The following is a 17,153-nucleotide window of genomic DNA, read 5'->3' as shown; positions in this document are numbered from 1 at the left end:
TAAATAAGCGGTATAAAACATTCATCTTTGCGTTAAAAAAATTCCACGGACAAAAATCTGCGTCATCTGCAAGATCTGCGTGCTATTTCTTTAACGCAAAGGCTTTCTTTTCAGGATGTATAATTTAAAGTGAGCAAAGGTCGAATCAGCAAGCTGATTGATGAAGGTTACGTTTGCTTCGCGTAGCAGATTTATCTGCCTTTGCCTCTTAAAATAAACGGTATAAAACAACCATCTTTGCGTTTAAAAAAATTCCGCAAACAAAAATCTGCGTCATCTGCAAAATCTGCGTGCTATTTTCTTTAACGCAAAGATTCCTTTTCGAAATGTATTATTTAAAGGAAGCAAATGTCGAATCAGCAAGCTGATTGATGAAGGTTACGTTCGCTTCGCGCAGCAGATTTATCTGCCTTTGTCTCTTAAAATTAGCGGTATAAAACAACCATCTTTGCGTTGAAAAATTCCACAGACAAAAATCTGCGTCACCTGCAAGATCTGCGTGCTATTTTCTTTAACGCAAAGATTCCTTTTCGAAATGTATTATTTAAAGGAAACAAAGGGCGAATCAGCAAGCTGATTGATGAAGGTTACGTTCGCTTCGCGCAGCAGATTTATCTGCCTTTGTCTCTTAAAATAAGCGGTATAAACAACCATCTTTGCGTTTAAAAAATTTTGTGAGCACAATCTGCATTATCTGCTAATCGGCGAACTTGAATCGATTCAGTGATTCGGACAAAAGAAAAAGCATCCTGAAAAAGGATGCTTATATTTTAAATGTATTTCAACTTATTTTTCCCAAACCAGTGCACTTGCTCCTAAAATAGCAGCATCGGCCTCATCCAGTTCGCTGAATACCAGTTTTACTTTGTTTCTGAAAATCGGAAGTAAGTTTCTTTCCATGTGAAGCTTGGTCGGTTTTAAGATAAAATCGCCGGCCTTGATCACGCCGCCAAATAAAAGAATGGCTTCCGGAGAAGAGAACATAACGAAATTAGCCAAAGCTTCTCCTAATTTCTGTCCGGTATACCTGAAAACTTCCATGGAGATCGGATCGCCTTTTAAAGCGCATTCGTGAACGGTTTTAGAATTGATGGATTCTTCAGGGTATTGGTTGAGCAGAGATTCCGGGAATTCCGCTCTCATTTTCTTGGCGGTGATCGCGATTCCTGTAGCCGAAGCATAGGCTTCAAGACAGCCTTCAGAACCGGTACTCCAGTGTTTTCTTCCGCCAGGCTTTACGATGGTATGTCCCAGTTCGCCTGCGAATCCGTCATGTCCGTAGATCAGCTTTCCACCGGCAACAATCCCGCTTCCTACACCGGTTCCCAGAGTGATCATGATGAAATCTTTCATTCCGCGTGCTGCGCCGAAAAGCATTTCCCCGATGGCTGCTGCATTGGCATCATTGGTGATGGTGCACGGAAGCCCGAATTTATTTTTTATGAGCTGTGCAAAGGGGATAATCCCTTTCCACGGAAGATTCGGTGCCTGTTCTATGGTTCCCGTGTAGTAGTTGGCATTTGGAGCACCCACTCCGATCCCGTCGAAATTCTTTTCCTTTCCGTGGTTTTCGATAAGCGGACGCACCGCTTCATATAAGGCATCGATATACTCTTCTACGGTAGGATAGGCATCTGTACGGATGTTTCCTTTTTCCAGGACTTCACCCCGGTGGTTTACTACTCCAAATTTTGTGTTCGTCCCGCCGATATCAATTCCAAGCGCTACGTGTTTTGACAAATCTACTAATGACATTCTATTCTAAAATTCTAAAAGGTTAAAATTATAAAAAAGATTGTATTAATGGATTATTAACTAGATAATTATTGAAATTTTTTTTCAGGCGGTTTTCAACTTTTTCTTTTTTCTTCTTCCCCACCAGATCATGAAGCCGGTGACTGGTAATGAGGCACATATAAGGCTTACCAGGAAAGCGATGATCTTTGTCGGAAGACCGAGAATGGATCCTACGTGGATGTCGTAATTGGCGCCGACTGTTTTTTCACCGAAATTTTTGTCTTTCATATCGTGGGTATGAAGCAGTTCGCCGGAGTTTTCATCAAAGATCAGGCTGCTGCTTTTGTGATAGGAATAGGAGAGGTGCTTTACATAGACTTCAAAGTGCGGATGCTCATGATCATCCATGTGCTCGTGGCCGAGATCGATGGAAAATCCGTAAGAATCCGGATATTTTGCTTTAACGGTATTGCTGATTTTATCCAGCGTTCCTTCCGTCCGTAATTCGATCGGAGCTTTTGTTTTGATGGATGAAAAATCAGGATAGGCTGTCTTTCCTCCGGAAAAGATAAAATAAATGGCAGCCTGAACGGCAAAAAAGGCGTAAAACAATCCTGTAATGGAAAAGATTAAGGCAAAGATGGAAGCATAAAATCCCAATACGTTGTGAAGGTCATAATTTTTCCTTTTCCACCCGCTTACATTCTTCCATTTAAAAGAGAAACGCTGCTTGCGGGCCGCTTTGTTTTTAGGCCACCAAAGGATAATCCCTGAAATCAGCATGATGACAAAAATGATAACCGGAATACCCACGAGATAGGTTCCCCAGGATTGTTTCAGCAGGTAGCTCCAGTGGATCATCTTAACGATCTGGAAGAATCCGTTTTTCTCGTCGTAGGTTCTCAGAACCTGCCCGGTGTAAGGATTGACGTAAGCAACTTTATAAATAGGAAATTCATCAAAATAATTCCAGCCGTCTGGGTTATGCTCGTACCAGTAGAAAAGGTAGGACATTTTTTTGTCGATCGGGATATTCACCCAGTGTACTGGGTACTTTTCTTTCACCTGCTGCACTACCGCTTTTTCCAGCGCCCTGATCGGAAGAACCTGCTTCCGGTCGATATTCTGCTCGTTATGATAAATAACGTCTTTCCGGGTAGCGTTTTCAATTTCATCTTTAAAAACATACAATGCGCCGGTAATCGAGATAATGAAAATCAGAAATCCAACACCCAGGCCCAGCCACAAATGCAGTTTCCCGGTCCATTTCTTAAAGGCGCTCGGCTTTTTCTTATGATGCTTTTTCCTCATGTCTTCCTTAATTCCGGCAAAGATAATGTTTTAATTTTTATTTAGAATACTTATAATTAACGAAATTTCGTCGAAGATATTTTAGTTGGTTCACCAACGGAGAGATGAAGAATGTTGATGCGGTTTATTAAGGCCTGCTTCAAAACAAAAAGCTCTCGAAAAATTTCAAGAGCTTTATGGGGTACACAACCTAAAAAATAACTTTAAGCTTTAAATTAGATCTGTGTAATATGATAGTCTTTGCGGCTTTTAGAGTTACAAAGCCTGTTTATATTTAAAATTTATATTCCACGATCAGGGTTCCCCTCATTCCCAATGCATTGACGAAATCGCTGTCCCGTGCCGCCCACCAGGCGATAGCAGGTTGATAAGATTTATTGAACAGGTTTTCGATCCCCGCAGAAACCTTCCAGCTCTTATTGATGTCGTAGCTTGATTTAAAGTTGAAAACGGTGTATTCCGGAACCTTGCCTTCGCCATAGGTATACAGTCCTGTTTTGGCGTTCGGCTGGAAACGGTCCTGTCCGAATGCATGAAGCATATCCAGACCTACCGATACGTTCGGGACAGGTCTTACCTGCACATAAGCCAGGATCTTGGGAGCCGAAATCCGGCTGTTGTTTATTTTGGTTGAATAATCGCCGTCGTCTTTCGGGGAAGTGATGCCTTCTATCCAGCTGTAGCTTCCTCCGAAACTGATCCACTGTGCCGGATTGAAATGCAGGAATCCTTCAACACCGTACACCACTTCCGGAGCTCGTTGGATCGTCAGTGACCGGTCCGGACTCTGAACAAAGGTTGCTCCCAGTTTGGACGTACTTACATAGGATGTTATTTCGTAATTCAGCCATTTGGTGATCTGCCCGGTAGCACCCAATTCATAATTGTTTACGATAATAGGTTTGGTTTCCAGCTTACTGATGGTATCAGCAGTTGATGTTCTCAGGATTCTTCCCAGCTCGTTGATGGAGTACGACTGTGAAAAGCTTCCGAAGAGGTTGATCTGAGGATTGAAATTGTAACGGAATCCGATGTTTCCCACCAAAGCATTGTACTCCAGGTCGCCACCTTTTACAAAAATACTTTTGGTAAAGGTACCGTCGTTTTTAATGGTGGAAAGGGTGTTGAAATCACCGACCTTTACTTTGATGTTTTCGTAGCGCAGGCCACCTTTCAGGATCAGCTTTTTAAATAAATCAATCTTTACCAGCATAAACGGGGCGATGTTGGTCATATCCATATCCGGAGTCCAGTATCGTCCGTCTTCCAGCTTCTGCACGGTTTGATCATTTAAAATATCGGCTCCATAGAGAACTTCTCCCTGGGAATTCTGCGTATTCCAAAGCTGCGTGTCAAAATTGAACCGCGCTCCTTTCTTCTTTGAAATGACGTTGGACTGGCCGCCGTTCAGAAAGGTGTCGCTGTATCCGTACACCGTTCTGAAATCCTGAAGATAAAGGTTGACGTTCAGCGATGTTCCTGCCCACAGGTTTTGGTTGTCATAACTGATTTTGAAGTTGTGGTTTCTCGGTGTTCCCTGCGGGGTAAGCTCCTGATTTTTGGAAGATCCTTCCCCAACGGTTGGCGTAATGCCATATTTCCCGGTTTTAAGGCCAAGATCCAGATCGGATTTTGAAGCGTACCCGATATAGGAAGCTTCTATTCGCTGGTTGTTATTCAGGTTATATCCCAGCTTCAGCATCCCGTTGTAATTGTCCATTTTGGCGGTGCTGTACGTCGGGCTGAGGTTGACACCATCAGCATCTTTCAGATATCCGGTTCTCTCGTAGGCCAGGGATGCGGCATAATCAAATTTCGAAGTGATTTTTCCTGTCAGGAACTGGCTAGCACGGAAACCCAGCGTTCCTCCGTACAATTGCCCGGTAATCCCGATTTGCGACTGTCCTGAAATCCTGCGGTCCCCGCTTGCTTTTCTCGTGATGTAGTTGATGATTCCCCCGTCCGATCCGTTCCCATAAATGGAGGTTGCTCCTTTGATGACTTCAATTCTTTCAATAACGGAGGGATCGATCGACCGGATATCCCTTGCGCCGTTCCGTAGGGGAGTGGACTGCGGGATGCCGTCGATCAGGACAAGAACCTGTCTTCCTCTAAGGGTCTGGCCGCTATTGGTTGTTGTTCCCGAACTGGGAGCAAGACTGGGAACAGTGTATTGTAAAATATTGCTGATGTCGGAATTTACGGTAAGCTGGGACTGGATCTGTTTCTGGCTGACGATCGTTACAGAACCGGGAACTTCCTTGATGCTTTCTTTTTTCCGTGAAGCGGTAAGAACTACTTCATCTACGTCTTTAACCTGTAGAGAGTCCTTTTGTTGTGCGGTAACGCCAATAGCAGCCAAGGCAGCTGCCGATAAAATGATTTTCTTCATGATGCTTTTTTAATTCCTTTTTTCTTCTTTTTCCCCAGCCATACCAAAAATCCGGTGACGGGCAGTGAGGTGCAGATTAGTCCTGCGATAAACCAGATGATTTTTCCTGCCATTCCAAAATAAGAACCGGTATGGATGTCATAGTTGGCGTGGGCATATTGCTCTGCAGCATTAAGCTGCTGATGGGGTTTGTTTATTAATAGTTTTCCTGAAAATTTATCAAAAGCCAGTTGGTTCCGGACAGCGAATCGTCCGTCTTCACCGTAAACCGTTACCGGAATATTTTTTAACGTCTTTCCTTTTTTATTTTTTCCGTTTAGCGGAATTCTGAAGCTTGATGAGGTGGCATACAGCTTTCTTGTTTCCCGGGCGGTAAGATCATAAACCGCATTATTTTTTCCATGTAAAGAATCCTGGGATTTCATTTCTTTTTCTTTTGGCAGCTCCACTGAGCCGGACAATGCCAGGTTGAAAGTGTTTTTTACCCACGGATAAGCAAAGTAAATTCCGGATAGGCTCATCAGCAGGGCAATAAAAGAAGCGTAAAATCCTAATACATTGTGCAGGTCGTAGTTTTTGCGTTTCCAGGTTTTCACATTTTTCCAGTCGAACCAGAATCTTCCTTTCCGTGCTTTTTTGTTTTTAGGCCACCATAAAATGATACCCGTGATCAGCATGATAATAAAAAGGACCACCGGAATTCCCACCACATATTTTCCCCAGTCGGCTTTTAAAAGTAGGCTCCAGTGAATTGATTTCAAAATGGGGAAGAGGTCGTATTTCTCATTGTAGATCCCTAAAACTTCACCCGTGTACGGGTTTACATACACCAGTTTGTTGATTTTTACTTCATCGAAGTAATTCCATGCTTTTTTATCCTTCTCATAATACAGGAATTCGTACGCCCTGTTTTTGGCTAAAGGGATTTCAACGGAGCTTATCGGATATTTCTCGTTCAGCTCCAGAGATACTTTTTCCTTTAATGTTTCGATGGAAAGCGGCTGTTGTGTAATCGTTTCAGCATTTACGTACATTGCTTCTTTCCGGAGCTGATGCTGGATTTCATCTTTAAAAACATACATTGTTCCCGATAATGAAACAATGAAAACGATCAGTCCAACGGACAAGCCAAACCACAAGTGCAGTTTGGCAGACCATTTTTTGGTAAAAGAAGGGCTCTTTTTATGATGATGCTTCTTTCTCATGAGAAAAAAGTTAACCTTTTGAGGGGTTAACTTTTAATTATTTAAAATTTATATCCTATTGAAAGTCTGAAATTTCTTGGGGCTTCGGCCTGGTAGTAATAGTATCCGCCGTAACCATAGTAAGATCCGGAGTACAGGTATCGGTCAAATACATTGAAGACGTTTAATCCCACTCTGAATTTTGTATTTTCCCAGGATAAACCTGCATCAAACTTAAGGTAATCATTCATATTCTGCGTTCCGGCAGTTCCCCAGTTCCAGGTACTTCTGTCGCCTAAGAATGTTCCTCCGAAACTTAATCCGAATCCTTCCAGTGTTCCTTCTGTGAACGTATAGTTTAACCATCCGTTAATCGTATGTTTTGCATATCCCGGAATTCTCATGCCTACCGGATTAGCGGTCGGATCGTTGGACTCTGTTATTTTATTTTCCGTGAAAGCGTAGTTGAATATGGCATTGAATCCTCTTGCGATTTCTCCTTTCAGATCGAATTCAACTCCCTGAACTCTGGATTTACCCAATACAATAGAGAATCTCTCTCCCGGAAGATTGTTTGGATCACTGATAAGCTCATTGTTTTTATTAATGTTATAAAGGGATAGGGTTGTATTCCATTTTCCACCGAACCAGTCTCTTTTTACACCCACTTCTATATTATCTCCGGTAATCGGGCTTGCGATTTCTCCATTTCTTAGGAAGCCTGCCTGCGGAACGAATGCCTGATCATATAATGCATATACCGAAGTATTTCCATCTACAGAATAACTTAATCCTATACGTGGTGTAATTCTGCTTGCTTTTTTGTCTGTACCATAATCATTTTGGCTGACTGTGGTATGTCTGGCAGCTAAGGTTAATCTTAATTTGTCATCAAAGAAACCTAATTCATCCTGTAGATAGAGACCTGTATAGTTTTGTTCAATAGTACCGTAAGGTGTTGCTCTTTCTAATAACGATTTTCCATCAGTTGTAAAATGAGGATATCCAGCACTTGGCGGACTGTACGTTGTTGAATTAAGATCAAAAGGATTTGCCTTTGTATCTAGCGGACCGGATTTAGACCAGTCTGCCAAATATCTTTTAGAGCCTAGGTCAAGACCCACTAATATTTTATGAGATACAGCTCCTGTTTTTGCGTAACCATTTAAAAAGGCTTGCCCAAACTTCATAGTATTATCTGCTTCCCAAAAATTTAATGTCCTAATGAACTGTGTATTGGATATGAATTCTCCGGGCCAGATATCGCTACCCATTGTATATTCATTTACATAAGTAAGTTGGGTTGTTAATTTCCAGTTTTCGTTGAATTTATGCTGTAGATTAACATTTACTGTATTGTTTGTTACTTTTGTTGGATCAATTCCTGGATCTGTTATAGAATATTCTACAGGTTTAGTTCCGTATCCTTCAAAGCTATAAACATAAGCAGAACCTACTTCAGACATTTTTGCTTTCTGATAGATATATTCTGCCGTTAAAGTTGTTTTATCGGTAAGATTTACCTTTAGGGAAGGATTGATGATGTAACGGTCGTTAAATTCATAATCTCTGAAACTCTTTCTGTTCTGAGCCATTAAGTTTAATCTGAATGCTACTTTGTCGGTAATCTTGGTATCGATATCCGTTTCGCCTCTGTACATATTGAAGCTTCCCAGGGTTACTCTGGCAGAACCGTTTAAAGATTGTCCGGTAGGCTTTTTGGTTACGATATTGTAAATACCGCTCGGCTCACCATTCGACATTAAGAATCCTGACGGCCCTTTGATAAATTCGATGTGATCCACAAAAGACATATCTTCACTTAACGGACCCCAATTTGAAGTTACGTTTACCCCGTTCATGAAAGCGGCAGCTCTGGAACCTCTCATGTTCACTCTTGTGTACATATCTCCCCAGTGCTCCAGCCTTTGGGCTCCGGCAACGTTTCTGAGAACACCGTCGCTCATGGTAGTGACCTGCTGATCTTCTAAAGCCCTATTGGTAATAATGGAAATATTCTGAGGAATCTTTATCAGTTCCTCATCCAGACGGATAGAAGAAGATCCTTCTTTCTCGACGTATTTTTTATAATATTTACCGTTTACAACAACTTCTTCGATATCATTCGACTTAATCGTATCTTTTTCCTGGGCGAAAGTTAGCATGGAACCTAACAGTGAAGCGCAGATCAGTACATTTTTCATGAAACACAAATTTTTTGCAAATATATTGTTTTTAATTATTCTAAATAAATTAATAAGTTGATATTTATCATAGATTTAATATCCCATGAATAGCAAAAAACCGCTCCAGGCCATCCTGAAGCGGTTTATGTATTTAAAATTATTATTTCTTATGCCGGAATTTCTCCTTTATATAAGAATGAGATAATTTCTTTGTTCAATTTATCGATCATTTCACTGAATAAGTGGAAAGATTCCTGCTTGTAAATCACCAACGGATCCTTCTGCTCATATACGGCTCCCTGTGAAGATCTTCTTAAATCGTCCATTTCACGAAGGTGCAGTTTCCAGTTCTCGTCGATGATGGATAACGTGATATTCTTCTCAAAATCGTTGATCAGGCTGTCGCACTGCGTTTCATAAGCATCCTTAAGATCAGTAACGATAGTCATCGTTTTATGCCCGTCCGTAAAAGGAACCTGGATCATTCTGAACATCGACCCCTGGTTCTGGTATACATTCTCAATAATCGGGAATGATTTCTCCTTCAACAGGTTCAGCTTCATCTGGTAATCTTCCTGAGCAGCTTTAAACAGAATATTCGTTAAGTCCTGAACGGTTTTGGATTTAAAATCGTTTTCAGAAACCGGAGATTCCATAGTGAAAGTCTTGATGATTTCGTATTCGAAATCTTTATAGCTTCCTGAAGCTTTTCCTTTTGCAGCAATAGAATTTGCCACATCAAAGATCATATTGGTAATATCATACTTCAGGTGATCCCCGAACAAAGCGTTCTTTCTTCTTTTATAGATTACATCACGCTGCTTGTTCATCACGTCATCATATTCAAGAAGTCTCTTTCTGGTTCCGAAGTTATTTTCCTCTACTTTTTTCTGAGCTCTTTCGATCGACTTGCTGATCATGGAATGCTGAATAACTTCACCTTCCTTATGGCCCATCCGGTCCATCATTTTAGCGATTCTTTCCGAACCGAATAAACGCATCAGGTTATCTTCCAAAGATACATAGAACTGTGAGCTTCCCGGATCTCCCTGACGTCCCGCTCTACCTCTCAGCTGTCGGTCTACCCTTCTGGAATCGTGTCTTTCGGTTCCGATAATGGCTAAACCTCCGGCTTCTTTTACTTCTTTGGAAAGCTTGATGTCGGTACCACGACCCGCCATGTTGGTGGCGATGGTTACAACACCCGGCTGACCTGCACCAGCTACAATTTCTGCCTCCTTTTTGTGAAGTTTCGCGTTAAGAACCTGGTGCTGGATTTTTCTCAGCTGTAATGCTTTTGAAAGCAACTGTGAAATCTCTACGGAAGTAGTTCCTACAAGTACCGGTCTTTTTGCTGCCGTCAATCTTTCAATTTCTTCAATTACGGCATTGTATTTTTCTCTGTTGGTCTTGAAAACAAGATCCTGTCTGTCATGTCTTAAAATCGGACGGTTGGTAGGAATTACCACCACATCCAGCTTATAGATTTCCCAAAGCTCTCCCGCTTCCGTTTCAGCAGTACCCGTCATCCCCGCAAGTTTGTTGTACATACGGAAATAGTTCTGAAGGGTAATGGTCGCAAACGTCTGGGTTGCCGCTTCGATCTTTACGTTTTCTTTCGCCTCAATAGCCTGGTGAAGACCATCGGAATAACGTCTTCCTTCCATGATACGCCCGGTCTGCTCATCAACGATTTTTACTTCTCCGTCGATTACTACATATTCATCATCTTTTTCGAATAATGTATACGCTTTAAGCAACTGGCTCATGGTATGTACCCTTTCGGATTTTTCTGCAAAATCAGAGAACAACCTTTCCTTTGCTTCAAATTCTTCCTCTTTGGATAAATTTTTAGATTCCAGTTCAGCGATTTCCGTTCCGATGTCCGGAAGTACGAAGAAATTAGGATCGGAATTCCCTTGGGACATGTATTCAACCCCTTTGTCGGTAAGATCTACCTGGTTGTTCTTTTCTTCGATTACGAAGTAAAGATCCTTATCTACGATCGGCATATCACGGTTGTTGTCCTGCATATATTGCGCTTCCACTTTCTGAAGCAATGCACGGTTTCCGCTTTCCGATAAGAATTTAATCAATTGTCTGTTTTTAGGAAGACCTCTGTAGGCCTGAAGCAATTTAAATCCTCCTTCTTTGGTGTTTCCGGCAGCGATTAATTTTTTCGCTTCATTAAAGATGGTGGAAACGGTTTTTTTCTGAACCTCAACGATTCTGTCGATTGAAGGTTTCAAAACGTCGAATTCCTGACGGTCTCCCTGCGGAACCGGACCTGAAATGATCAGCGGAGTTCTCGCGTCATCTACCAATACGGAATCTACCTCATCGACGATGGCAAAGTTCAGTTCTCTCTGTACCAATTCAGATGGAGAAGTTACCATGTTGTCTCTCAAATAATCGAAACCGAATTCATTGTTGGTTCCGTAAGTAATATCTGAGTTATACGCTTTTCTTCTTCCGTCTGAGTTTGGCTGGTGGTTATCGATACAGTCGATCGACATTCCGTGGAACTGATATAATGGTCCCATCCACGCGGAGTCCCTTTTGGCAAGATAATCGTTCACTGTTACGACATGAACCCCTCTTCCCGGAAGAGCATTTAAGAATATCGGCAGCGTACCTACCAAAGTTTTTCCTTCACCGGTTGCCATTTCAGCAATTTTTCCGCTGTGCAGGATAACCCCTCCGATAAACTGTACATCGTAATGTACCATGTCCCAGTTTACAGGTGTTCCGGCAGCATCCCATGAGTTTTTCCAGACTGCCTGATCTCCCTGAATTTCTACAAAATCTTTTCCGGCAGCAGCCAATTGTCTGTCCCAGTCGGATGCCGTTACACGGATTTCTCCGTTCTGTGCCCATCTTCTTGCCGTTTCTTTCACCAAAGCGAAAACTTCAGGAAGGATCTGGCCCAGGACTTTTTCTTCAATTTCGTATGATTCTTTTTTCAGGGTTTCGATCTTCGAGAAAAGGGATTCTTTTTCGTCCACGTTTTTCGAATTCTTGATCTGTTCCTGGATCTGTTCTATCTGCGCTGTGATTTTGCTGGTGGCAGATTTAATATTTTCTTTAAACTCAGCAGTTTTCTCTCTTAAACCGTCATCAGACAATTGCTGGATCGCCGGTTCAACAGCTTTGATTTTTGTTACAACTTTTTTTACTTCTTTTAGGTCCTGCGCTTTTTTGTCTCCCAAAAACCCTTTTAGAACTTTGTTTAAAAAACTCATAAATTTTTTGCTTTATGCTTAAAAGAATACCCTTTAAGCGTTTGAATAACACTTAACGTGAAAATGATATATAAAAAGGGCAAAAAAGCTCTAAGCATGGCCTAAAGCTTATTGCTTTTAATTAATATTCGTCTTCGTTCCAAAGATAATCTTCGTCCGTAGGGTAATCGCTCCAGATTTCATCGATTGCATCATAAATTTCCCCTTCATCTTCAATCGCCTGAAGATTTTCCACTACTTCCATAGGAGCACCGGTTCTGATGGCATAGTCGATAAGCTCTGCTTTAGTCATTGGCCAAGGTGCGTCACTTAAGTATGAAGCTAATTCTAATGTCCAGTACATAATTTTCTAATTTTTTGCAAAAGTATAAAAATCGCTTATATAATATGCTTTTTTACACCTGATTTTCAATTCTTTTTATTAATTTTTGTTCACTGTAAGCCGGAGAAGTCTTTGCAAGGCGCCTTCGCCGTACTCGAGGTCATTTTCTCAAAAACCATTCCACAAATTTTTTTATGCCATTTTGGAAGTTTGTGTCATGTTTATAGCCGATTAATGTGCGTGCTTTGGCAATATCGGCATTGGTTTTCAGGACATCTCCGGGCTGCATTGGCAGATTTTTCCGGATGGCAGATTTTCCAAGTGCGCCTTCTATTGTGGCCAGCATTTCGTTCAGGTTAATGACTTCGCTTTCTCCGAGGTTAATGATCTCATAAACGCCGGAATTGTTCTCAAGATAGAGGATGGATTTTAAGATCCCATCAATAACATCATCAATATAGGTATAGTCTCTTGCCGTAGTACCATCGCCGTAAAAAGGAATCTCTTTGTTTTCGGATATTAACCGGATAAATTTATGGATGGCCAGATCCGGTCTCTGCCGTGGCCCATATACCGTGAAAAACCTCAGCTGGATGATATCAATGTTGTACAGATTGTAATAAACATGACCTAAAATTTCACCGCATCTTTTGGTGGCAGCATAAGGGGAAATCGGATGATCTACATTATCGGTTTCCGCAAAAGGAATTTTCTCGTTGTTCCCATAAACACTTGATGATGAGGCGCAAATGAATTTTTTAACGTTAAAATCGCGGCATAACTCCCATAGGTTCATAGTTCCTCGTACGTTCACTTCCTCATATTCCAGCGGCCTTTCAATAGAAGGGCGTACGCCGGCAAGCGCAGCGAGATGAATGACCGCATTAATCTGATGGGTTTTAAAGATTTCTTCAAGCCCATTTTTGTCCCTGATATCCTGGTAATATAGACGATAATTCTCCGATTGGGATAGAGAAATTAATTTACAAATGTCTGCTTCCTTATCCGAGTATTCAAAATCCGAAAAATGTTGGATCGCCTCTAAAGTATTTTGAATTTTTATATGATAATTATAGAAATCGTCAAAATTGTCAACGTTTATGACAGAATGTCCTTTTTTCAATAATTGTTCAGTTAAGTGAGAACCAATAAAACCGCTTCCGCCGGTGACAAGATAATTCATCCGTATGTTTTTCGTGCTACAAAAATATAAATTTACTTCGTGAAAAATATAATCATTAAATTTACTTAAAAAAGTAATATAAAATTAATATGCAGTTTCAAGGGCAAATTTTAAAGATGACGAGCTTCCATGACGAGCCGATTCAGTATTATCTCAATCTTTCGGGGGATCTGATCCACATGAACGAGCTTTTCGGGAAGGAACTTACCATCAAGCATATCGGATTTCAGTGCGTGCACTGCCAGGAAGATAAAACCATCTACAGAATGGGTTTCTGTAAAAACTGCTTTTTCGAAAGCCCTTATGCGAGCGATACGATCATCCGACCGGAACTTTCTACGGCACATCTGGGAATTGCGGAACGGGATTTGGATATAGAAAAACAAATTCAATTACAGCCACATACGGTTTATCTGGCGTATACGGGAGAAGTAAAAGTAGGGGTGACGAGAAATACGCAGATCCCCACCCGATGGATCGACCAGGGCGCTACTTTCGCACTGCCGATTGCAAGAACCGAAAACCGGTATGAAGCAGGAATGATCGAAGTTGCCCTCAAGCAGCATGTGCCGGATAAGACCAGCTGGAAAAAAATGCTTCAGGACGATCTGGAAGGAGAAGTAGATCTGGCCGATTTTCAGCAGAAAATAAAAGAATATTTCCCGGAAGACTTTCAGAAGTTTTACAGTGAAGGTGAAAACCTCTGGACATTCGATTATCCTTACGACAAACCTGAAAAAGTAACTTCCTTTACCCTGGATAAAAAACCGGAATTTACCGGAAAGCTGACGGGGATCAAAGGACAGTATCTGGGATTTGACGGAGGGCATTTTATTAACGTTAGAGGGCATGAAGGCTATGTGATTGAATTGAATGTAACCAACTAAACCGGATCTCAGATTAAACCAGATCACAAATTATGAAAAAATGGGTCAGAAAATTATTAATCAGTCTCGGAATTCTGTTCGTCATTATTTTACTGGCAAATTTAGGGCTTAATATCTGGCTTAAAACCCAGCTTCCAAAATACATTAAGAACAATACAGACTATCAGGTTTCCTATAAAACCCTTGATGTCGATCTGCTGTCGGGAAATATTCTTTCGACAGGAATTACCGTTAATAATAAAAATCCGCAGAATACGGAGGTAATCGGGCTCCAGGGAACAATGGATACTTTGAAGGTAAGCCGTTTCGGAATTTACGATGCCCTTTTCAACAAGCAGATCAGTTCGTCCGACCTCCTGCTGTCCAAGCCGAATCTGAATATTATCCTCGCAAAACCCGTGGATGCCAAAACAGGCAAAAAAAGAAGTCCCTTTCTATTTGAGAACATCAGGATCAATGAAGGGAATATCAATATGTTCAGGTACACCAAACAGAAATTTTTTTCCGTGAAAGATCTCAGCCTGTATGTGGAAAACCTCCAGATGACAGAAGAGTCGGTTGAAGATAAGCTTCCTGTGGTTTTCGATCAGTATACCATCAAAGGAACGGATTTTTTTTTCCGGCCGGATAATGTGTATGCTTTACAGATCGACAGGATTGAAACAAAAAACGGACAAATGTCGATTAACAAGTTTCAGCTGACTCCCCTCGTAACTTTTGAACAGTTTAAAAAATATTATCCTAAAAAAACGCAGCTTTTTCAGTTTAATGTCGAAAAAATCCAGTTAAAAGATATCCTGCTGGAAAAGAATAAAATTTCTTTGGCCAATGCCGATTTTTATAACCCGGATCTTTTTGTATACACAACGAGTGCGGTTCCCATCAAGGCGAAAAAGCCATTTAATTTTGAACTGGATCTGCAGGGGGTAAGATTGAATAACATGACGATACAGGTAATGAAGCCCGACGGAAGCAAGCTCCTTTATGCCCATAAGGCCAACCTGAATATCAACCAGCTCCGGTTTGACAAAGAAACTCGGGAGGAGCTGATCCCAGTAGGATACAAGGATTTTCAGTTTTCAGCACAGGATATCCTGTACTCCAACCACCAGGATTTTAATGTAAAAAGTTTCAGCTTAACGCCCAAAAAAGGGGAGCTTAAAATGATATCCGTTGTTCCGAACGGTTCAGGCAATGAGAAGACCTCAATGGATCTTACTGCAAATTACATAGGATTTGCCATCAATAAATGGGAAGTTGTTGATAAAAAAATGAATCTTGACGTAAAAGATGTGCTGGTGGACCGTGTAAAAGGAAGCATTAAAGCGGGAGAAGAAAACACAAAGAAAAATAAAACAGCAGATTTCAAAGGGATACAGTTTCCGATCAATGTCAGGAAAGTAACGCTTAGAAATTCTGATATTACCTACGATAAAAATAATCAGCCGTTAACTTTAAATAATCTGAATGCTACCCTTAGTGATATTGAGCTGAATTCCAAAAAGGGGCAGCCGGGAATGGAGGTGGGAATTAAAAGCTATGCCGTTACTTCCGATAACTTTGCTTATAAAACTCAGTTTTACCGGATGACGACGGGTGTTTTAAAAGCAGATCAGAATAATATCCGGATCGCCCAGTTTGTGATGAAGCCTCTCATTTCGAGAAGCCAGTTTATCAGAATGATCCCCGTAGAAAGGGATTTATATGATATTAAAGCTGCTCAGATTACTGCCAACGGAACCTGGGATCTATTTTCGGACCAGAAATCTATCAACGCTTCAAATGTTACGATCCAGTCGGCGGATGCCAATATTTTCAGGAGCAAGATCCCTAAAGACGATCCTAAAGAAAAGCCTTTGTATTCAAGGATGCTGCGATCTATTAAAATTCCGATGGTTGTCAATAATCTAAATCTTCGGAATTCTGTTCTGGTTTATGAAGAAGATACACCGGAAAGTGCCGGGCCAGGTAAACTGACATTCGGTAATTTTAATATGAATGTAAAGAATCTGAATTCTGCCAAAATGAAAGGCAAGCCGACCCGGGTTGATATCAAAATCAACTGTTCATTCATGAATCTCGCGCCGCTTTCAGTCAACTGGAATTTTGATGTCGCCGACCAGAGGGATGTATTTAATATTTCAGGTCGTACAACCAATCTTCCGGCAACCGGGATCAATCCTTTTATCCGTCCTTATCTTCATGTGACGGCTACAGGAACCATCCAGGAAATGCTTTTCAATTTCAGAGGAAACCCAAAAGGGCTGAACGGCAGCTTTAACCTTAGACATAAAGATCTTAAAGTAGCGATCCTGGATAAAGAAAACCGCGAGAAGAAGGGATTTTTAACGGCTATTGCCAATCTGCTGGTGAAATCGGATTCCGGAAAGCTTCCCGAAGATGTGGAAATCGAAGATGTAGAAAGAGACCCCACCAAATCTTTCTTTAATCTATTCTGGAAAGGAATCGAGCAGGGCTTGAAGAAAACACTGATCGGAATCAACATCGATACCTCTAAAAAAGGGAAGGATGACATTAAAGGAAAGGATACAAAGCCATCCGGAAAGGAGGCAGAATCTAAAGATAATCAGGAGCAGAAAAAAGGAGCTGCCGTACAGCCGCCCGCTCAGCCAGATGAGAAAAAGGGATTTCTGAAAGGCCTGTTTAAGAAAAAACAAAAATCCGGAACTGAATAATTCCGGATTTTTT

10 protein-coding genes are annotated in these 17,153 nt (G+C 41.2%); 2 read left to right on the top strand and 8 right to left on the bottom strand.

Annotation, left to right across the window (positions count from 1 at the left end):
• Window positions 1-786 precede the first annotated feature (786 nt).
• The 8 genes from QE422_RS01430 to QE422_RS01395 all read right to left on the bottom strand — a co-directional run bounded on the left by QE422_RS01430 (window position 787) and on the right by QE422_RS01395 (window position 13,557).
• Complete coding sequence (locus QE422_RS01430) at window positions 787-1,755, bottom strand: ROK family protein (protein ID WP_307454575.1); 969 nt, start codon at window positions 1,753-1,755, stop codon at window positions 787-789.
• 84 nt (window positions 1,756-1,839) lie between these two features.
• Window positions 1,840-3,048 (bottom strand): PepSY domain-containing protein, encoded by a 1,209-nt coding sequence (locus QE422_RS01425; RefSeq protein ID WP_307454574.1) that lies wholly within the window; start codon window positions 3,046-3,048, stop codon window positions 1,840-1,842.
• 274 nt (window positions 3,049-3,322) lie between these two features.
• Entirely contained in the window at window positions 3,323-5,440 is a 2,118-nt protein-coding gene (locus tag QE422_RS01420) for a TonB-dependent receptor (protein ID WP_307454572.1), read from the bottom strand.
• Window positions 5,437-6,645 carry a PepSY domain-containing protein gene (locus QE422_RS01415; protein WP_307454570.1) on the bottom strand — a complete coding sequence of 403 codons (1,209 nt, stop codon included), beginning with the start codon at window positions 6,643-6,645 and terminating at the stop codon, window positions 5,437-5,439. Before QE422_RS01415 ends, QE422_RS01420 begins: the two co-directional genes overlap by 4 nt.
• Window positions 6,646-6,686: 41 nt before the next feature.
• Window positions 6,687-8,828 carry a TonB-dependent siderophore receptor gene (locus QE422_RS01410; RefSeq protein ID WP_307454569.1) on the bottom strand — a complete coding sequence of 714 codons (2,142 nt, stop codon included), beginning with the start codon at window positions 8,826-8,828 and terminating at the stop codon, window positions 6,687-6,689.
• Window positions 8,829-8,977: 149 nt separating this feature from the next.
• The gene (gene secA / locus QE422_RS01405; RefSeq protein WP_307454567.1) at window positions 8,978-12,052 is read right to left on the bottom strand and encodes a preprotein translocase subunit SecA; all 3,075 of its coding nucleotides are present in this window, start codon (window positions 12,050-12,052) and stop codon (window positions 8,978-8,980) included.
• A 121-nt stretch (window positions 12,053-12,173) separates the two neighbouring features.
• Window positions 12,174-12,395 carry a DUF2795 domain-containing protein gene (locus QE422_RS01400; protein WP_027382805.1) on the bottom strand — a complete coding sequence of 74 codons (222 nt, stop codon included), beginning with the start codon at window positions 12,393-12,395 and terminating at the stop codon, window positions 12,174-12,176.
• Between the two features lie 139 nt (window positions 12,396-12,534).
• Complete coding sequence (locus QE422_RS01395; protein WP_307454565.1) at window positions 12,535-13,557, bottom strand: GDP-mannose 4,6-dehydratase; 1,023 nt, start codon at window positions 13,555-13,557, stop codon at window positions 12,535-12,537.
• A gap of 89 nt (window positions 13,558-13,646) precedes the next feature.
• Here QE422_RS01395 and QE422_RS01390 point away from each other — a divergent pair, with 89 nt between their 5' ends.
• Together QE422_RS01390 and QE422_RS01385 are read left to right on the top strand one after the other, a co-directional pair.
• Window positions 13,647-14,444 (top strand): DUF2797 domain-containing protein, encoded by a 798-nt coding sequence (locus QE422_RS01390; protein ID WP_307454563.1) that lies wholly within the window; start codon window positions 13,647-13,649, stop codon window positions 14,442-14,444.
• Window positions 14,445-14,476: 32 nt separating this feature from the next.
• Window positions 14,477-17,140 (top strand): hypothetical protein, encoded by a 2,664-nt coding sequence (locus QE422_RS01385; RefSeq protein WP_307454562.1) that lies wholly within the window; start codon window positions 14,477-14,479, stop codon window positions 17,138-17,140.
• Window positions 17,141-17,153 lie beyond the last annotated feature (13 nt).

This window comes from Chryseobacterium sp. SORGH_AS_0447 (genome assembly GCF_030818695.1).
Lineage (GTDB): Bacteria > Bacteroidota > Bacteroidia > Flavobacteriales > Weeksellaceae > Chryseobacterium.
Note: the sequence above shows the minus strand (reverse complement) of the source record. Positions and strands in the feature narration are given on the sequence as shown.